This is a genomic window from Pseudomonas sp. NPDC089395, from assembly GCF_044749525.1.
In the GTDB taxonomy this organism is placed as follows: Bacteria; Pseudomonadota; Gammaproteobacteria; order Pseudomonadales; family Pseudomonadaceae; genus Aquipseudomonas.
On record NZ_JBIVID010000003.1, the window covers coordinates 137,900 to 155,967 of the forward strand.

Annotated in this window: 14 protein-coding genes; 7 read left to right on the plus strand and 7 right to left on the minus strand. The window is 64.3% G+C overall.

The features are described from left to right. Positions 1-116: 116 nt before the first annotated feature. From ACIPZG_RS09065 to ACIPZG_RS09075, 3 genes are all read right to left on the minus strand, one after another. On the minus strand, positions 117-1,349 hold the full coding sequence (locus ACIPZG_RS09065) for a M20/M25/M40 family metallo-hydrolase (RefSeq protein ID WP_400712500.1): 1,233 nt from the start codon (positions 1,347-1,349) through the stop codon (positions 117-119). 119 nt (positions 1,350-1,468) lie between these two features. Next, the gene (locus ACIPZG_RS09070; protein ID WP_400712503.1) at positions 1,469-1,786 is read right to left on the minus strand and encodes a DUF2388 domain-containing protein; all 318 of its coding nucleotides are present in this window, start codon (positions 1,784-1,786) and stop codon (positions 1,469-1,471) included. 103 nt (positions 1,787-1,889) lie between these two features. Beyond that, positions 1,890-2,840: an NAD(P)-dependent oxidoreductase gene (locus tag ACIPZG_RS09075; RefSeq protein ID WP_400712506.1), complete on the minus strand. Its 951-nt coding sequence runs from the start codon at positions 2,838-2,840 to the stop codon at positions 1,890-1,892. 352 nt (positions 2,841-3,192) lie between these two features. On the opposite strand from ACIPZG_RS09075, the gene ACIPZG_RS09080 reads away from it, so the two are divergent. Then, positions 3,193-4,257 carry a GlxA family transcriptional regulator gene (locus ACIPZG_RS09080; RefSeq protein WP_400712509.1) on the plus strand — a complete coding sequence of 355 codons (1,065 nt, stop codon included), beginning with the start codon at positions 3,193-3,195 and terminating at the stop codon, positions 4,255-4,257. A gap of 68 nt (positions 4,258-4,325) precedes the next feature. On the opposite strand, the gene ACIPZG_RS09085 is transcribed toward ACIPZG_RS09080, so the two are convergent. Further along, positions 4,326-5,108 carry an NAD(P)-binding domain-containing protein gene (locus tag ACIPZG_RS09085; protein WP_400712512.1) on the minus strand — a complete coding sequence of 261 codons (783 nt, stop codon included), beginning with the start codon at positions 5,106-5,108 and terminating at the stop codon, positions 4,326-4,328. A 315-nt stretch (positions 5,109-5,423) separates the two neighbouring features. On the opposite strand from ACIPZG_RS09085, the gene katG reads away from it, so the two are divergent. The 3 genes from katG (at position 5,424) to ACIPZG_RS09100 (ending at position 10,603) form a co-directional block, all read left to right on the plus strand. Then, positions 5,424-7,670, plus strand: a complete 2,247-nt coding sequence (gene katG / locus ACIPZG_RS09090; protein WP_400712515.1) for a catalase/peroxidase HPI — start codon at positions 5,424-5,426, stop codon at positions 7,668-7,670. A gap of 258 nt (positions 7,671-7,928) precedes the next feature. Further along, positions 7,929-9,140, plus strand: a complete 1,212-nt coding sequence (locus tag ACIPZG_RS09095) for a M24 family metallopeptidase (RefSeq protein WP_400643073.1) — start codon at positions 7,929-7,931, stop codon at positions 9,138-9,140. Between the two features lie 128 nt (positions 9,141-9,268). Then, positions 9,269-10,603, plus strand: a complete 1,335-nt coding sequence (locus ACIPZG_RS09100) for an MFS transporter (RefSeq protein ID WP_400712518.1) — start codon at positions 9,269-9,271, stop codon at positions 10,601-10,603. A gap of 114 nt (positions 10,604-10,717) precedes the next feature. Here ACIPZG_RS09100 and ACIPZG_RS09105 read toward each other — a convergent pair whose 3' ends face one another. After that, on the minus strand, positions 10,718-11,710 hold the full coding sequence (locus tag ACIPZG_RS09105; protein ID WP_400712521.1) for a GlxA family transcriptional regulator: 993 nt from the start codon (positions 11,708-11,710) through the stop codon (positions 10,718-10,720). 158 nt (positions 11,711-11,868) lie between these two features. Between ACIPZG_RS09105 and pssA the strand changes: the two genes are divergently transcribed. Together pssA and ACIPZG_RS09115 are read left to right on the plus strand one after the other, a co-directional pair. Next, the gene (gene pssA / locus ACIPZG_RS09110; protein ID WP_400712523.1) at positions 11,869-13,194 is read left to right on the plus strand and encodes a CDP-diacylglycerol--serine O-phosphatidyltransferase; all 1,326 of its coding nucleotides are present in this window, start codon (positions 11,869-11,871) and stop codon (positions 13,192-13,194) included. Between the two features lie 83 nt (positions 13,195-13,277). Beyond that, positions 13,278-14,444 carry a GGDEF domain-containing protein gene (locus ACIPZG_RS09115; RefSeq protein ID WP_400712526.1) on the plus strand — a complete coding sequence of 389 codons (1,167 nt, stop codon included), beginning with the start codon at positions 13,278-13,280 and terminating at the stop codon, positions 14,442-14,444. A 124-nt stretch (positions 14,445-14,568) separates the two neighbouring features. Here the strand turns inward: ACIPZG_RS09115 and ppnN are convergent, their stop codons facing one another. Together ppnN and ACIPZG_RS09125 are read right to left on the minus strand one after the other, a co-directional pair. Continuing rightward, positions 14,569-15,942, minus strand: a complete 1,374-nt coding sequence (gene ppnN, locus ACIPZG_RS09120; protein WP_008100219.1) for a nucleotide 5'-monophosphate nucleosidase PpnN — start codon at positions 15,940-15,942, stop codon at positions 14,569-14,571. Positions 15,943-15,992: 50 nt separating this feature from the next. Continuing rightward, entirely contained in the window at positions 15,993-17,054 is a 1,062-nt protein-coding gene (locus tag ACIPZG_RS09125) for a YeiH family protein (protein WP_400712530.1), read from the minus strand. Between the two features lie 110 nt (positions 17,055-17,164). Here ACIPZG_RS09125 and ACIPZG_RS09130 point away from each other — a divergent pair, with 110 nt between their 5' ends. Then, complete coding sequence (locus tag ACIPZG_RS09130; protein ID WP_400712533.1) at positions 17,165-18,052, plus strand: LysR family transcriptional regulator; 888 nt, start codon at positions 17,165-17,167, stop codon at positions 18,050-18,052. Positions 18,053-18,068 lie beyond the last annotated feature (16 nt).

Below are 18,068 nucleotides of genomic sequence, written 5' to 3' on the forward strand. Positions count from 1 at the left end.
CTGTTCCGGCCCTATCGCCGGCAAGCCGGCTCCCACAGGTACTGCACCGGCCTTGAAAGCGGTGCAACCCCTGTGGGAGCCGGCTTGCCGGCGATAGGGCCAGTACAGGCAACCCATCACTCGGCCAGGTGCTTGATCATCGCCACCGTCAGATACAACCGCGGCGCAATGCTGGCCAACTCGATGTACTCATCGTCCCCATGCAAGCCTGCCCCCACCACCCCCATGGTCTCCAGCACCGCCGGCTTGTCGCTGCCCGGCACATAGGCATAACCAGCATCGGTACCGAATCGCATGGCAATCGGCTCGATCTTGTGGCCAACCTCGCCATACAGTTGCTGCGCCGTTTGCGCCAGCTTCGCCGAGGCTTCGTTGCGCGCCAGCGGCGGCCGACCTTTTTCGACAGAGACCGTGGCCTGGGTATCGGCCACCAACTGTTTTTTCACGATGCGCTGGGCGTCGGCCTGCACCCGGTCGGTTTCGCTCAGGTCCGAATAGCGCATATCGGCTTCGGCGGTGGCCAGCGCCGGAATGATATTGGCCTTTTCGCCGGCCTTGGCCAGGGTCCAGTTCACCGTGGTGCCTTTGCTCGCATCGCCCAGGTCCTTGAGCTGGAGAATCTGGTGGGCCAGCTCGGTCAGGGCGTTGCGGCCTTCCTCGGGCGCGGACCCGGCGTGGGAGGCACGGCCCTTGACCTCGAGCTTGAGGCGGTTGATGCCGTTGGTCGCGACCGTTACCGCGTCCTTGTCCGGCGGCTCGTAGGAAAACACGTAGTCATGCTTGCGGGCCAGTTCGGCGATGATCTGCCGGGAGCCGGCCGAGCCCATTTCTTCGTCCGGGTTGAACAGCACGGTCAGCGTGCGGTAGCCCTTGAACTGTTGGTCCTGCAGCAATTTCACCGCATGCAGGATCATCGCTACGCCACCCTTGGCGTCGGCAACGCCCGGGCCATAGGCGCGCGGCCCGTCGACCCGGAAAGGCCGTTTGGCCACGGTGCCGGGGACGAACACGGTGTCATAGTGCACCATCAGCAGGAAGTCCTTGCTGCCGGTGCCTTTGAAGGTGCCGACGATGTTGTCGCCCACCGAAGGCTTGGCGGCGTGGGTCTGCACCTCGGCGCCCAAGGCCTTGAGGCGTTTGACCAGTTCAGCACTGACTTGCGTCAGGCCAGGTTCGGTCCCGGTGCCGGTATCGACCGAGACCAGCGCCTTGAGGGTGTCCAGATAAGCTGGCTGTTCGCCTTGGGCCTGTTTCAGCAAAGCCTGAGGGGCGGAATCGGCAGCGGTTGCCTGGGTACAGGCGATCAACAGCGCCAGGGCGATGGCGTGGGGAGGGCGAGGCAATGGCATTGGCAGCTTCCTTGTTTTGCGTGAACAGGTGAGCCTAGTTCCTCAGCTGCAACCTTGTGATGCAATGGCGGCCCTATCGCCGGCAAGCCGGCTTGCCGGCGATAGGGCCGCTACGGGCCTTAATGATTAGCAACCGAGTCATCCTGGGACAGGATGGCCATGGCAATGTCTTCGTCATTGGCCTGTAGGCCAGGATGCTCCTTGCGGACCTGTTCCAGCGCCGACTCCACATAGGCGCCACGGATCGCCCCGTCACTGGCGACGAAGGCGGACAGCTCGTCACGGGCCGGAATGATCCGTTTGTCGTCCTTGAAGGTTGAGTACAGCGAGGCGGAGATACCGGCCGAGGTAGCGACGTCTTCTACATCGACGTCGGCCATGGCAGCTCCGGCAGGCAGCAGGAGCAGCAGCGCAGGGGCGATGATCAGGTGGCGCATGTCGTGTTCTCCAATAGCTTGAAGCCTTAGGAAATTACCACTCAGTGTTTAAGAAAACGGGACGGTGGTGGTAGTTCCCTTGGCTGTACCGGAGCGTGCTGGTTCAGGCGGTCATGCGCCGGGCGACGAAGGCGCTGATGTTGTCCACGGCGCTGTCCATCAGTTGCTGCATGGCGTCTTCGCTGCTCCAGGCGATGTGCGGGTTGAGCAGGAAGTCGTCGCGATCGATGAGCTGGAACAGCGGGTTGCTCGGGTGCAGGGGCTCGACTTCCACCACATCCAGCGCCACACCACCCAGGCGGTCGCGTTGCAAGGCGTCGATCAGCGCCGCCTCATTGACGATCCCGCCGCGGCCCGTGTTGATCACCAGGGCATCGGGCTTCATCAAGGCCAGCTTGTCGGCGTCGATCAGGTTGACGGTTTCTGCGGTAAGCGGGCAGTTGATCGACAGCACGTCGCACCAGGGGAGCAGTTCATCCAGCGGCCGAGCGTCGGGGCCTTGGCGCTTACCCCCGCGGTCCTCGAACAGCACTTGCATGCCGAAGGCCCGGGCCAGGTGAGCCAGGCGCAGGGCGATCGGGCCGCTGCCGATGATCGCCAGTCGCTTGCCACGCACATCGCGGATGCGGTGGTTGAAATAGACGTTCTGGTAGGGCTTGTCGCCGGCGTGAACCTGGCGCATCAGGCGGGTGAAGGCGGCCGGGCGACGGAACAGCTCCAGGATCATCGCCAGGCTATGCTCGGCTACGGTATTGGCGGCATAGCCCGGTACGCTGGCGACTTCGATGCCATGGGCGTCGCAGTAGTCGACGTCGACGATGTCGCGCCCGGTCAGGGCCAGCGAGATCATCTTCAGCCTCGGCAGCTGGCGCAGGTGCTCTTCACGCAGCGGCACGCTGCAGGTGAAGGCGATGGTGGCGTCCTGCAGGTGTTCCACCATCTGCTCCGGGTAGGTGTAGGCAAACTGCTTCCAGGTGTGCTCGCAGTCCGGCCGCTTCAGCCGGGTGGAGGGCGCCAGGCCTTCGTCGTCGAGCAGTACGATGTGTTCGCTCATGCTGCGCTCCTTAGCGTTTTTGTACGGATAGCCGACCACAGGCCAAGAAAGCCTCCGCCGACAATGCACGCGTCGGCTTGAATCGAGTCCTGCAGGGCGGGGGCGAGGTCGCTGTCCAGGTCCAGCGCCTGGGCATACCAGAATCCACGGTACATGAGGAATGCCTCTGAGCATGTTGTTGTGACTCCATGATGCTCAGCGCGGCAGGCGGGCCGATATTACAGGCATGACAATTGATAGAACGGCGGCGCCTTTTGTCATGGGGCTACTATTTGCCCTGCGCCATGTGATATTCCAGACGCCAGGCGCGCCCTACAATGGCGCCACCCAGCAGGTCATGAGGCCGACGTCCATGGTTGCCCAACAAGAACAACTACAACAGCAGCAGTCGCCTGAACCGGCCGTACAGATCAAACCCGAGCTGCGTGTCGGTTTCGTGCTGATGAACCAGTTCACCCTGGTACCGGTGGCAGGCCTGGTCGACTCGCTACGCTTCGCCGCCGACAAGTCGTTTCGCAGCCAGCAGGTGTACTGCCAATGGGACTGGATGACCCTCCACGACCAACCGATCACGGCCAGCTGCGGCATGCCGATTTCGCCGACCAAGCCCCTCGATCTGTTCGCCCAGTACGACTACATCGTGCTGGCCGGCGGCTTGCTTGGCGAAACACGCAACCCACCTGACTGGTTGCTCGATGCCTTGCGTGACGTGTACGCGGCCAACATCCCGATCATCGCCCTGTGCTCGGGTTCGTTCGTGCTCGGCAAGGCCGGTCTGCTCGATGGGCGGCGCTGCGCGGTGCACTTCACCTTGCGTGAAGAATTTCGCGAACGCTTCCCGCTGTCGACCATGGTGATCGACAAGAGCTACGTGGATGACCGCGGCATCATCACCTGCCCTGGCGGCACGGCGATCGACCTGGCCGCCAACCTGATTCGCCGCCATTGCGGCGCGGTGCGGGCGCAGAAGGGCCTGGAGTACCTGCTGGTGGACGAACGGGCCGAAGGCGATGCACAGCAGGCCGCCGGCGACAGCGTCTACCAGAACGATCGGGTACAACGGGCGATTGCCTTCATGCGCGCCAACCTGGATGCGTCGATGACCCTCAAGGCGGTCGCCGAAGCGGTGGGCACCCACCCGCGGCAGTTGCACCGTGAGTTCGTCGCCAACACCCAGGAGCCGCCAGCCAACTACTGGCGCAAACTGCGCCTGGACCACGCCCGGCGGCTGCTGGTCAATACCAGCCAGAACATCACCACCATCGCTTTGGCGTGCGGGTTTTCCGATGCCTCGCACTTCATCCTGTGGTTCCGCAAGCAGTATGGCGAGACGCCCTACAGCTTCCGCAAGCGCCGGCATGAGGTGGAGCGCTTTGACTGGCATGGCGACAAGGTAGGGTTGGACCCGGATTTGTAAATCACGTGTGCCTTGTACGGTCCCTGTGGGAGCCGGCTTGCCGGCGATAGGGCCGGAACAGGAAAAGCCTAGCGCCCGGGTAAACCCGACCGGTTCAGCAAGCCATCGAGCACCACCTCGCACGCCGCCCCCCAACTGGCACTGGCCGGCTGGTGCATCAATACCGCCAGCCCGTCTGCAGTAAAGGTCCCCGGCGTGGCAATCGCCTGCCCCAGCGCCTTCAGGCTGTACTCCGGCTGCTGGCGTGCGCTGCTCAGGCAGTCCTGCAGGTTGCCCAGCACCAGCTCGCGCGCCTGGGCGGGCGGCAGGCCTTTGTCGCTCAGCCAGTGCTGCAAGTCGTGCAACAGGAAGTAGAACCAGCCATTCATGCACGCCGCCACCGTGGCCAGCTCGAACGCCGGCTCATCCTGCAGGACCACCAGATTCCCCAACGGCCCCAGGCACTGCTCGGTGAGCGCATCCGCCGGGCAAACCACCACGGTGGACTGGTTGTACTGCGCCGCATACGACAGCATCACCCGCACGCAGTGGGCGCCGGGAAAGCCCGCGGCCAACTGATCCAGGCCAATGCCTGCCGCCAGCGACACCAGGCGCTGGCCGGGGCGCAAGTGCACCTCGCGCGCCAGCTGTGCCAGCGATTCCGGGCGCACGCCAAGGATCACCAGGTCGGCCTGGTCGACCACCGCCTGATTGTTCGCCAGCACCTCGCAACCCTGCTCGACGGCCAGGGCCTGGGCACGGCGGGCGTTGCGTGGCGACAGCAGCAACCTGCCGTCGAAGCCACTGCGGCGCAGGCCTATCACCACTTTTTCGGTCAGCTCGCCGACCCCGAGAATACCTAGGCTGTGCATGTCGCCTCCCGTGCTGTTTTCTCCACTCTCGCATGGGGGCCGCAACGGGACATATAACGGAAGGGACGGGTCTTGGGACATTTCGCCCGGCAAACCCTGACAGAGCCAACCTATCACCCCCCAATAGCCACTCTATTAGAAGTCTGCCCAAGCTCGACTAGTCTTTCCCCTGGCCCCGCGAATTGCGAGGGAGCCCCGTGTCGGAACGTGACCGACCAGACCTGATGAGGGGTAGGCATGAGCCCATGTGCTCGGCTGGAAAGAACACCTGGCATAGACCGGAAATCTGGATAACCGACCCAAAGGTAACCGCAGATGTCGAACGAATCGAAATGCCCGTTCCATCAAACCGCAGGTGGCGGCACCACCAACCGTGACTGGTGGCCTGACCAGCTCAACCTCAGGATCCTCCACCAGCATTCCAGCAAGTCCAGTCCCGACCCGGACTTCGACTACGCCAAGGCCTTCAAGAGCCTCGACTTCCAGGCCCTGAAGCGCGACCTGACGGCCTTGATGACCGATTCCCAGGCGTGGTGGCCGGCCGACTTCGGCCATTACGGCCCACTGTTCGTTCGCATGGCCTGGCACAGTGCAGGCACCTATCGCATCGGTGACGGTCGCGGCGGTGCAGGTTCCGGCCAGCAGCGCTTCGCCCCGCTCAACAGCTGGCCCGACAACGTCAGCCTGGACAAGGCCCGGCGCCTGCTGTGGCCGATCAAGCAGAAGTACGGCAACAAGATCTCCTGGGCCGACCTGATCGTGCTCACCGGCAACGTCGCCCTGGAGTCCATGGGCTTCAAGACTTTCGGCTTCTCGGGTGGGCGCGCCGACGTCTGGGAGCCGGACGAAGACGTGTACTGGGGCTCGGAAAAGGTCTGGCTGGGCGGTGATACCCGCTATGGCAAGGAGCAGCTCAAGGCCCAGCCACCCGGCCAGGGTGACCTGGTGGCCGAGCCCGCCAAGCATGGCGAAGAACAGAACCGCAACCTGCAGGCCGAGCGCAACCTGGAGAACCCGCTGGCTGCCGTGCAGATGGGGCTGATCTACGTCAACCCGGAAGGCCCGGAAGGTGAGCCCGACCCTGTGAGGTCGGGCATAGATATTCGCGAGACCTTCGGGCGCATGGCCATGAACGACGAAGAAACCGTGGCCTTGATCGCCGGTGGCCACGCCTTCGGCAAGACCCACGGCGCCGGCCCGGCCGATAACGTCGGCCCCGAGCCAGAAGCCGCAGGCCTGGAGATGCAGGGCCTGGGCTGGGCCAACAAGTTCGGCACCGGCAAAGGTGGCGACACCATCACCAGCGGCCTGGAAGTGACCTGGACCTCGAACCCGACCCGCTGGGACAACGAGTACCTCAACAACCTGTTCAACTTCGACTGGGAACTGACCAAGAGCCCGGCCGGCGCCAACCAGTGGCGGCCGAAAGAGGGCAAGGGCGCAGGTAGCGTGCCGGATGCCCACGACCCGAGCAAGAAACATGCACCGTCCATGCTCACCTCCGACCTGGCGCTGCGCTTCGACCCGATCTACGAGCCGATCGCCCGACGCTTCAAGGACAACCCGGACCAGTTGGCCGATGCCTTTGCCCGTGCCTGGTACAAGCTGATCCACCGCGACATGGGCCCGCTGGCACGCTACCTCGGACCGGAAATGCCCAACGAAGAGCTGCTCTGGCAAGACCCGCTACCCAAGGCCGACAAACCGGCACCGAGTGAGCAGGATATCGCTGCACTCAAGGCCAAGATCCTCGCTTCGGGCCTGAGTGTTGGCGAGCTGGTCTCCACTGCCTGGGCTGCCGCCTCGACCTTCCGGGGCTCTGACAAGCGCGGTGGCGCCAATGGCGCCCGCCTGCGCCTGGCACCGCAGAACGGCTGGGCGGCCAACCAGGGGACCGACAAGGTACTGGCGGCGCTGGAGAAAATCCGGGCCGAGTCCGGCAACAAGGTCTCCCTGGCCGACCTGATCGTGCTGGGCGGTACCGCCGCCGTGGAAAAGGCCGCCAAGGATGCCGGCTACAGTGGCAGCGTGGGGTTCCGCCCAGGCCGCGTCGATGCCTCCCAGGCGCAGACCGATGTCGACTCGTTCGCCGTGTTGGAGCCGCTGGCCGATGGCTTCCGTAACTTCAGCAAGGCCCGCTACAGCGTCAAGGCCGAGAAGCTGCTGCTGGACAAGGCCCAGTTGCTGACCCTGACCGCGCCGGAGCTGACCGTGTTGATCGGTGGCCTGCGGGTGCTGGGCGCCAACCATGGCGGCAGCAAGCACGGCGTGTTCACCGACAAGCCGGGCACCTTGAGCAACGACTTCTTCCGCAACCTGTTGGACATGGGCGTGGAGTGGAAGCCGACCTCGGACGACAACGAGACCTTCGAGGGCCGCGACCGCAAGACCGGGCAGGTGAAGTGGACCGGTAGCCGCGTTGACCTGGTGTTCGGCTCGCATGCGCAGTTGCGGGCGCTGAGCGAGGTGTATGGCAGCAGCGATGGCAAGGACAAGTTTGTCAGGGACTTCGTTGCGGCTTGGGTGAAGGTCATGGAGCTGGATCGGTTTGACTTGAAATAGCGCTGTTGATAGCGGGGGCTGCTTTGCAGCCCTTTCGCGACACAAGGCCGCTCCTACACCCGTACAGCGCCGAATTCAGGCCCGGCGCTGTACAGGTGTAGGAGCGGCCTTGTGTCGCGAAAGGGGCGCAAAGCGCCCCCAGGCCATCCCGCCAATTCCAGGTCGGATAGATACAAAAGCGTCCTCGTCGGTTCTGTTGCAATGCTTCTCAGGCGGCCGGCCTGAACAGCGTGCTCACAACGACAAGGAACACCGACCATGCAAATGCCCCAGACCCTGAACATCCGCAACGGCGACAAGGTCAAACCGACCTTCTCCGCGCAGGAGTACGCCGCCCGCCATGCCCGCCTGCGGGCCTACATGGCCGAGCAGGACATCGAAGCAGCCATCTTTACCTCCTACCACAACGTCAACTACTACAGCGATTTCCTCTACTGCTCGTTCGGTCGTCCCTACGCCCTGGTGGTGACCCAGGACAAGGTGGTGTCGATCAGCGCCAACATCGACGGTGGCCAGCCCTGGCGGCGTACGGTCGGTACCGACAACATCGTCTACACCGACTGGCAGCGCGACAACTACTTCGTCGCCATCCAGCAGGCGCTGCCGCTGGCTTCGCGCATCGGTGTCGAGTACGACCACCTCAACCTGCAGAACCACGCCAAGCTCGCCGCCTGCTACCCCAGGGCCGAACTGCTGGATATCGGCGCACCGTGCATGCGCATGCGCATGATCAAGTCCGCCGAAGAACAGGCGCTGATCCGTCATGGCGCCCGCGTGGCCGATATCGGCGGCGCGGCGGTGGTCGAGGCGCTGCGTGACCAGGTGCCGGAATATGAAGTGGCGCTGCATGCCACCCAGGCGATGGTCCGCGAAATCGCCCGCAGCTTCCCCGACGGCGAGTTGATGGACACCTGGACCTGGTTCCAGTCCGGCCTCAACACCGACGGTGCGCACAACCCGGTCACCAGCCGCAAGGTCAACAAGGGCGACATTCTCAGCCTCAACTGCTTCCCGATGATCGCTGGCTACTACACCGCCCTGGAGCGCACGCTGTTCCTCGATCATTGTCCGGACGACCACCTTCGCCTGTGGCAGGCCAACGTCGAGGTGCACGAAGCGGGGCTGAAACTGGTGCGTCCTGGCATGCGCTGCTGCGACATCGCCCGTGAGCTGAACGAGATCTTCCTGCGCCATGACCTGCTGCAATACCGCACCTTCGGCTACGGCCACTCGTTCGGCACCCTCAGCCACTACTACGGACGCGAAGCGGGGCTGGAACTGCGCGAGGACATCGACACGGTGCTGGAGCCGGGCATGGTGGTGTCGATCGAGCCGATGATCATGCTGCCCGAAGGGCGGCCAGGGGCGGGCGGTTACCGCGAACATGACATCCTGATCGTCAACGAAACGGGTGCCGAGAACATCACCCAGTTCCCGTACGGCCCGGAACACAACATCATCCGCAAATAAGCCCGGTGCCCGTGCCGGTCTCTTTGCGGGAGTGGGCTTGTCCCGCGAAGAGGCCGGCACAGATAAAAACAAGAATCGAATGACCCCCAGACCCTGCCTCCAATTAGAAGAATCAGAGGGTACCCGTCATGTCCAGCACCACCCTTAACGCTCCCACCCTCGACGGCGCCGCCCAGAGCGCCGAACGCCAAGCCTTGCGCAAGGCCGCCCGGGCCAGTTTCATGGGCAACTTCGTCGAATGGTTCGACTACGCCGCCTACGGCTACCTCGCCACCATCATCGCCGCCACTTTCTTTCCGCAAACCGACAAGACCACCGGCCTGCTGGCCACCTTCGCGGTGTTCGCCCTGTCGTTCCTGGTGCGCCCTCTGGGGGGCGTGGTCTGGGGCCACTTCGGCGATCGCCACGGCCGGCGCAACGCGTTGTCGCTGTCGATCCTGATCATGTCGATCTCGACCTTCTGCATCGGCCTGTTGCCCGGTCATGCGCAAATCGGCCTGTGGGCGCCGTGCCTGCTGTTGCTGATCCGCCTGGTGCAGGGCTTCTCCGCCTCGGGCGAATATGCCGGCGCCTCGGCCTTCCTTGCCGAATACGCGCCACCTGGCCGGCGCGGGCTCTACACCAGCATCGTGCCGGCCAGCACGGCGGCCGGGCTGTTGTTCGGCGCGGCATTCGTCGCCGTTTTGCACGAACTGCTCAGCACCGAGGACCTGCACAGCTGGGGCTGGCGCCTGCCGTTCCTGCTGGCCGCGCCGTTCGGCCTGGTGGGTCGCTACATCCGCATGAGCCTGCAGGACACGCCGAAGTTCCTGGAAATGGAACAACGCCTGGAGAGCAAGGCGTGCATGACCCCGGCACCGATCCGTGAACTGCTCACCCAGCACCGCCGCAGCCTGGCCATCGGCATCGGTGTGACCTGCCTGAATGCGGTGGCGTTCTACCTGCTGCTCAGCTACATGCCCACCTACCTGTCGAGCGAGATGGGCATGAGCGAGCGCGATTCGTTCATCGCTTCGACGGTGTCCTTGGCCACCTACATAGGCCTGATCTTCCTGATGGGGCGGCTGTCGGACCATTTCGGGCGCAAGACCATGCTGGTGGTCGCTTCGCTGTTGTTTCTCGGGCTCACGGTGCCGTTGTTCAAGCTGCTTGACGGGCAGCCGTTGCTGGTGATCCTGGCGATCCAGATCCTGTTCGGCGCGATGCTGGCGATGAACGATGGCACGCTGCCATGCCTGCTGGCGGAGATATTCCCGACCCGGGTGCGCTTCAGTGGCTTTGCCTTGAGCTTCAACCTGGCCAATGCGCTGTTTGGTGGGACTGCGCCGTTCATTGCCACCTGGTTGATCCAGGCCACTGGCAGCAAGCTGGCGCCGGCTGGGTACCTGCTGGCGGCGGCTTTGGTGGCCTTGGTGGCGATGTTGATGTGCCGGGAGACAGCGCATGAGGAGTTGAAGGATTAGGTTGACAGTACCGGCCCTTTCGCGGGGCAAGCCCGCTCCCACAGGGTTCTCGCGGTATTCGGATCCCGCGGGGATCTTGTGGGAGCGGGCTTGTCCCGCGAAAGGGCCATTGAATCAGTGCAACGAAGCCTGCCGCCGCTCCCCCAACGGCGACAACCCAAAGAACCGGCTGTAACTCTTGGAAAAATGCGCTGGCGAGCTAAACCCGCACGCCAGCGCCACCTCGCGCACCTGCACATCGCTGCGCAGCAGCAACTCCCGTGCCCGCGACAGACGCAGCTCCAGGTAATACTGGCTGGGCGTGCGCTGCAGGTACTTGTGAAACAGGCGCTCCAGCTGGCGCACGGTCACTTCGTTTAGGCTGGCCAGCTCCTCCAGCCCCAGGGGCTCCTCCAGGTTGGCCTCCATGATCGCCACCACCTGGCTCAACTTGGGTTGAGCGCTGCCCAGCAAGGTGCGCAGCGGTACCCGCTGGCGCTCGCGCTCGCCGCGCATGCGGTCGCACAACAGCAGTTCGGCGGCCTTGGCGGCAATCTCCTGGCCGCCGTCCTCCCGGGCGACCAGCTGCAGCATCATGTCCATGGCCGCCACACCGCCGGAACAGGTGTAGCGGTCGCGGTCCAGTTCGAACAACTGGCTGGAGATGACGATGCCGGGGAAGTGCTCCTGCAGGGCCTGGATGTCCTCCCAGTGAATGGTGCAGCGGTACCCCTTGAGCAGGTCGGCCTTGGCCAGCAGGTAACTGCCGGTGCAGATGCCGCCCAGCGGCACATGCTGGCGCGCCAGTTGGCGTAACCAGTCGGTCAGCGGCCGATTGCCGCGGCCACGGTCGATCGGGTTGGCGCCCACCACGAACAAGGCGTCAAGCGATGGTGCGTCGGTGATGCTGTGGTCGGGCAGGATGCGCATGCCATTGCTGGCCATCACCGGCGCCTGGTTGGCGGCGATCAACACGCTGCGGTACAGGCTACGGTGGGCGGCCAGGTTGGCCATGCGCAAGGTCTCCACCGCCGAGGCCAGGCCAATGGTGGTGAAGTTGGGCAGGACCAAAAAACCGAAGGTCTTGGCGCGGGGAGGGGTTAGGATGGCAGAAGCGGGGTGGACCATTGCGATCTTCCTGTGCAAGCTGAGGCATAGTTCGTCAGGGGCAGTGAGAAAAACAGGCCTCGCACGTTTCTTGTTGTTATGGGTCGTTGCAGGGTCGATCTTACACCCCGCACGCAGCGGCCAGGAATGGACCTGATTGCAGACAGAAGGTGATCTACGTGAACCCCGATTCCATGCTGGCGGCGCTGCCAGGTTTCGCCATCGCTGCAGAAGCGATCCAGGTGTTACCCGACGCTGCGGCCTACCGTACCTGCCTGCTCGAGCGTATTGCCGCCGCTACCCGGCGCATCGTCATCGTCGCGTTGTACCTGCAGGAAGACGAGGCCGGGCAGGAAGTGCTCGATGCCTTGTACCAGGCCAAGGCTGCTCGGCCGAGCCTGGAGATCGTCATCGTGGTCGACTGGTTCCGCGCCCGCCGTGGCCTTCTGGGGGCCGGGCGGCAGCCGGGCAATGCTGCCTGGTACCAGGCCCAGCGCCAGTTGCGCGGGCTGGACGTGGTGATCCATGGTGTGCCGGTGCAGACCCGCGAGCTGTTCGGCGTGCTGCACCTCAAGGGCAGCGTCATCGACGACTGCGTGATCTACACCGGTGCCAGCCTGAACAACGTCTACCTGCACCGTTTCGACCGCTATCGCCTTGACCGCTACCACCTGTTCCAGTCAGCGGCGCTGGCCGACGCCATGGTCGACCTGGTCAAGCGCCTGTTGCACGACACCGCCACGCCGCGCCTGGACCTGCCGGCGCCCGCGCCGACGCGCAACCTGCGTGGCGATATCCGCCGCCTGCGCGCACGCCTGCGGCGCATGGCCTATGACGTACCGGCGGCAGAGCCGGAGCAGGGCCTGCGGGTGGTGCCGTTACTCGGCGTTGGCCGAGGCAACCCGCTCAACCGTGCGCTGTGCGCGCTGCTGGCGGCGGCACGTTCGCAGATGATCATCAGCACGCCGTACTTCAACCCGCCGCGGGTGGTGATGCGCGAGCTGGACCACGCCCTGGATCGCGGCGTGCGGGTCGAGCTGATCGTCGGCCACCGCACCGCCAACGACTTCTACATCGCCCCGGGCGAGCCGTTCAGTGCCAGCGGCGCCTTGCCGTACCTGTACGAGGACAACCTGCGCGCCTTCGCCCGTCGTCGCCACGCCGCCATCGCCAGCGGCCAGCTGGTGGTGCGGATCTGGAACGACCCTGGGCATACCTTCCATGCCAAAGGGGTGTGGGTCGACCAGCGTTATTCGCTGCTCACCGGCAACAACCTCAACCCGCGCGGCTTCAACCTGGACCTGGAAAACGGGCTGCTGATCGATGACCCGCAAGGGCAGTGGCTGGCGCCCCGGGAAGCGGAGCTGGAGGGCATTCGCCGGCATGCGCCGAAGATTGGCTCGGCGCACCTGGGGGTGAAGGCGGAGCATCCCAAGGAAGTGCGCAAGTTCTTGCGGCGGTTACGTTTCAGCCGCCTTGAACCGTTGATCAAACGGGTGCTTTGAGCCGTCGTCCCCCTCTCTGAAAAGTCATGGCAAACGGCTACAATCTGGCGTTTTCCAGGTTAACCAGATAGGCCAATTCCTTCATGGCGCTCGATCCACCCACGATGCTGACCATCTCGATCGCCTTGGCAGCCGCCGCTGCCTTGTACCTGGCGATCGAATGGCGCAGCGTCCGCGAACCTTCGTTACTGTTCTGGAGCGCGGGGTTTGCCACCATCACGGTCGGCTCGACCCTGGCGCTGTTGCGCGGCATCGGCCTGCTGCTGATCGGCATCTGGTTTGCCAACGGTCTGCTGGTGGTGGCGCACGGACTCTTCCTGATGGGCGTGTTGCGCTTCACCCAGGCCCGGGTGTCACGGGCCTGGCTGCTGATCGTGGTGGTGTGGTGCGGCTTGCTGCTGCTGCCGGTGGGGCCGCAGTGGTCCAAGGTCATGCTGATGGTCAACTCGCTGCTGGTGGCATTGCTCACGCTCAAGGCCAGCTTCCTGTTGCGACCGCACGGCAAGTCGTTGAGCGTAGGGGCGGTGCAGTTGCGCTATGTGCTGCTCATTCACGGCCTGTTCTACCTGGCCAAGGCGATCATCGCGATCACCCCCGGCACGTGGATCGACCTGGCGACCTTCGGTGGCCTGATCATCCAGATTTCCCTGGTCGAGGGTGCGATGGCGATCATGCTGATCGCCCTGTCGATGACCGGCACCGTGCGCTACCGCCGCGAGGAGCGCATCGCCCAGCTGGCCGCACGCGATCCGCTGACCGCGCTGTACAACCGCCGTGCCCTGGAAGTGCGCGCCACGCACCTGTTCAGGCATGTCAGCCCGGCGCGGCCCGGCGCGTTGCTGCTGATCGACATCGACAACTTCAAGCTGGTCAACGACCTGCATGGTCATGCCGCTGGCGACCGGTTGCTGGTGGCGCTCAGCGAAATGATTCGTGCGGCGCTGCCGGAGCGCTCGCTGGCGGCGCGGCTGGGTGGCGATGAGTTCGTCATCCTGCTCAGCGATGCCAGCAGCGAGCGGGTGGTGGCGTTGGGCGGACAGTTGCGCACGCAGTTTCAGGCCTTTGCCGAACAGGCCATGCCCACACCGCAGGCGGTGACCTTGAGCATTGGTGCCAATGTGTTCGACCAGCCGCCGGCGAGTCTGGCGGCGTTGATCGAGCAGGGGGATGTGGCGTTGTACCAGTCCAAGCGGGGAGGGCGGGACAGTATTCAGCTGGTTGACCGGACAGTGGTGAGCCCGGTCAGGTAGTGATCATGAAACTGGGGCCGCTGTGCGGCCCTTTCGCGACACAAGGCCGCTCCTACAGAAGATCGCGGCGCCCTGTAGGAGCGGCCTTGTGTCGCGAAAGGGCTGCGCAGCAGCCCCAATGTCCTCAGGTCACAACCTGATAGCACGGCACATACGCCGCCCCACCCGGCAACTTCATCCGATGCTGGTCGACGAACGCCTGCAACAGGCGCCCCAACGGCTCCAGCACCGCACTGTCACCGCGGATCTGGTACGGCCCGTGCTCTTCGATCAGGCGGATGCCCTTGTCCTTGACGTTACCCGCGACGATCCCGGAAAACGCCCGGCGCAGGTTCGCTGCCAGTTCATGCGGCGGCAGCTCGCGGCGCAGGCCCAGTTCGGCCATGTTGGCGTGGGTCGGGTCGAACGGGCGCTGGAAGCCCTCGTCGATCTTCAACAGCCAGTTGAAGTGGAAGGCGTCGTTGCGCTCGCGGCGGAACTGCTTGACCTCCTTGAGCCCCTCGACCATGTGCCGGGCCACTTCGGCCGGGTCATCGATGATGATCTGGTAGTGCCGCTGGGCGGCTTCGCCCAAGGTTGCGCCGACGAAGGCATGCAGTTGCATCAGGAACGGCTCGGCACTGCGCGGCCCGGTCAGTACGACAGGGAAGGGCAGGTCCTGGTTGTCCGGGTGCATGAGGATGCCGAGCAGGTAGAGGAACTCCTCGGCGGTACCGGCGCCACCGGGGAAGATGATGATGCCATGGCCGACACGGACGAAGGCTTCCAGACGCTTCTCGATGTCCGGCAGGATCACCAGTTCATTGACGATGGGGTTGGGCGCCTCGGCGGCGATGATGCCCGGCTCGGTCAGCCCCAGGTAGCGGCTGCCGTGCATGCGCTGCTTGGCGTGGGCGATGGTTGCGCCTTTCATCGGGCCTTTCATGACGCCGGGTCCGCAGCCGGTGCAGACGTCCAGCTTGCGCAGGCCCAGCTCGTGGCCGACCTTCTTGGTGTACTGGTATTCCTCGGTGCTGATCGAATGGCCGCCCCAGCACACCACCATCTTCGGCTCCACGCCCGGGCGCAGGGTGCGGGCGTTGCGCAGCAGGTGGAAGACGTAGTCGGTGATGCCCTGGGAGCTTTCCAGGTCGATGCGCTGGCTGGCCAGCTCGCTTTCGGTGTAGACGATGTCGCGCAGGGCGCTGAACAGCATTTCACGGGTGCTGGCGATCATTTCGCCATCGACGAAAGCGTCGCCCGGAGCATTCAGCAGCTCCAGGCGAACGCCTCGGTCTTGTTGGTGGATGCGCACCTCGAAGTCTTTGTAGGCTTCGAGGATGGTCTTGGCATTGTCGACATGGGCGCCGGTGTTGAGGATGGCAAGGGCGCATTGGCGGAACAGGGTGTAGAGACTACCGGTACCGACTTCGCTCAGTTGCTGGACTTCACGTTGCGACAGCGTCTCCAGGCTGCCTTTGGGGCTGACGGATGCATTGATGACATGGCGTTGGGGCATCTAAGTCTTTCCTGTGCAGGTAAAACATCCTTCTCTGCCACCACCTTATGTCATGCGAAGAGCTTTTGCACACCCAGCGTGATCGCGATCCCACCCCCCAGCAGCCACAGGTTGAGAATCGCCCCGGTGGCCAGCGCACGAGGTCCGGCCTGGCGGATCTGGCTGTAGCGGGTCTCCATCCCCAGCGCGGTCATGGCCATGGTCAGGGCGAAGGTGTCGAGGTCGTTGATGACGTGGGTCACGTTGCCCGGCAGGATCTGCAGCGAGTTCACCAGCACCAGGCCAAGGAAGCCGAAGGCGAACCAGGGCAGGGCGATGCGGCCTTTGCCGTGAGCGTGGTTTGCCTGGCGAGCACGGTTGATCCACACGCCCACCACCAGCAGTACCGGTACCAGCAGCATCACCCGGGTCATCTTGACGATGGTGGCGATGTGCGTGGCCTCAGGGCTGATGTTGCTGGCCGCACCCACCACCTGGGCAACCTCATGGACGGTGCCGCCGAGGAACAGGCCGGCACTCACGGTGTCCAGCGGCAGCCAGCCGGCATTGATCGCCAGGGGGAAGATGAACATCGACAGGGTGCCGAACAGCACTACGCTGCCTACCGCCATGGCGCTCTTGTGCGGCGCACTGCGCAGCGCCGATTCGAAGGCCAGCACAGCGGCGGCGCCGCAGATGGCACTGCCGGCAGCGGTCAGCAGCGCGGTGTCGCGGTCCAGCTTGAACAGTTTCATGCCTACCCACAGCCCGATCAGCAGGGTGCTGACCACCACCAGCAGCGACACCGTCAGGCCCGACCAGCCGACCTCGGCAATTTCCTGCAGGCTGACCCGCAGGCCGAAGAAGGCCACGGCGATGCGCAGCAGTTTGCGTGCGGAGAAGTTGATACCCGCCGCCCAACTGGCCGGCACGCCATCACGCAGGGCGTTACCGTACAGGGCGCCAGCGACGATGCCGACGATCAATGGGCTGATGCCCAGGTTGGCGATGGCAGGTATTGCCGCCAGTTGCGTGACGGCAACGGCAAACAATGCGACGAACAGGATGCCATTGAGCTGCCCTCGGGTAGAGAGGGTGGGCGCAAAAGCGGGGTTGGACGGAGCCGTGGCCATGTGAGTCCTCCGGGACATTTTTTGACATGGCTTACGTTAATCTGGTTATAAGCTTATAAAAAATCGTAATTCAGGATGTGAAATATCCGTTTCGCTGATATTTTGGAATTATGACCCCTGAACAGCTGATAACTTTCGCCACCGTTGCCGAGCACGGCAACATCAGCCATGCGGCCCAGGCCCTGCATCTTTCCCAACCGGCGGTTTCCGGCCAGCTCAAGCTGCTGCAGGAGGCGTTCGGTGAGCCGTTGTATCAGCGTGCCGGCCGGGGCGTGCGCCTTACCGCTGCAGGCGAACAGTTGCTGGCCCATGCCGAGCGCCTGCGCAATACCTTCCGCCAGGCTCAGGCACTGCGCGAGGCCATGCGCGGGCTGGAGCGCGGCACCTTGCGCATCGGCGCCAGTACGACGCCGGCCAGTTACCTGCTGCCTTACCTGATCGCCGATTTCCATGCCCGCTACCCGGACGTGGTGGTGACCACTTCCCACGGCAACACGGCAGAAATCGTCGCCGACCTGGGCAGCGTCGATATCGCCCTGATCGAGGGGCCGCCTGGGCAGGAGCTGCCCTTGGGCACGGCGGTGACACCTTGGCGGGAGGACGAGATCGTGGCCGTGGTGCCCAGCGGCCACCCGTTGGCCAACGAGGAGCAGCACACCCTGGAGGCGCTTGGCCGTTACCCGTTGGTGTTGCGTGAGAGCGGTTCCGGGGTCAGGCAAGTGGTCGAGCGTGCGTTCGCCCGCAGCGGCGTGGCGATGCGCGTGGCGATCGAGATCGCCGGGGTGGAAGGGGTGAAGGAGGCGGTGCGGGCAGGGATGGGGATCGGCTTCGTGTCGGCGATGTCGATCCGCCATGAGGATGGGGTGTTGCGGCAGGTGCGCATTGCGCCGCAGCCGCTGGTACGGCGCTTTTCGATTTTGCTGCCCCATGCTGCCACGCCTTCGCGGGCGGCAGCACGGTTTCTGGAGCTGTGTCAGGCGCCGACCTACCTGGTTTGACTCCGAAGGCCCCTGT

What these genes read in the sequence shown, in the direction of transcription:
- ACIPZG_RS09065 (WP_400712500.1), bottom strand. Translation starts at nt 1,349, where the DNA reads ATGCCATTGCCTCGCCCTCCCCACGCCATCGCCCTGGCGCTGTTGATC.
- ACIPZG_RS09070 (WP_400712503.1), bottom strand. Translation starts at nt 1,786, where the DNA reads ATGCGCCACCTGATCATCGCCCCTGCGCTGCTGCTCCTGCTGCCTGCC.
- ACIPZG_RS09075 (WP_400712506.1), bottom strand. Translation starts at nt 2,840, where the DNA reads ATGAGCGAACACATCGTACTGCTCGACGACGAAGGCCTGGCGCCCTCC.
- ACIPZG_RS09080 (WP_400712509.1), top strand. Translation starts at nt 3,193, where the DNA reads ATGGTTGCCCAACAAGAACAACTACAACAGCAGCAGTCGCCTGAACCG.
- ACIPZG_RS09085 (WP_400712512.1), bottom strand. Translation starts at nt 5,108, where the DNA reads ATGCACAGCCTAGGTATTCTCGGGGTCGGCGAGCTGACCGAAAAAGTG.
- katG (WP_400712515.1), top strand. Translation starts at nt 5,424, where the DNA reads ATGTCGAACGAATCGAAATGCCCGTTCCATCAAACCGCAGGTGGCGGC.
- ACIPZG_RS09095 (WP_400643073.1), top strand. Translation starts at nt 7,929, where the DNA reads ATGCAAATGCCCCAGACCCTGAACATCCGCAACGGCGACAAGGTCAAA.
- ACIPZG_RS09100 (WP_400712518.1), top strand. Translation starts at nt 9,269, where the DNA reads ATGTCCAGCACCACCCTTAACGCTCCCACCCTCGACGGCGCCGCCCAG.
- ACIPZG_RS09105 (WP_400712521.1), bottom strand. Translation starts at nt 11,710, where the DNA reads ATGGTCCACCCCGCTTCTGCCATCCTAACCCCTCCCCGCGCCAAGACC.
- ACIPZG_RS09115 (WP_400712526.1), top strand. Translation starts at nt 13,278, where the DNA reads ATGGCGCTCGATCCACCCACGATGCTGACCATCTCGATCGCCTTGGCA.
- ppnN (WP_008100219.1), bottom strand. Translation starts at nt 15,942, where the DNA reads ATGCCCCAACGCCATGTCATCAATGCATCCGTCAGCCCCAAAGGCAGC.
- ACIPZG_RS09125 (WP_400712530.1), bottom strand. Translation starts at nt 17,054, where the DNA reads ATGGCCACGGCTCCGTCCAACCCCGCTTTTGCGCCCACCCTCTCTACC.
- ACIPZG_RS09130 (WP_400712533.1), top strand. Translation starts at nt 17,165, where the DNA reads ATGACCCCTGAACAGCTGATAACTTTCGCCACCGTTGCCGAGCACGGC.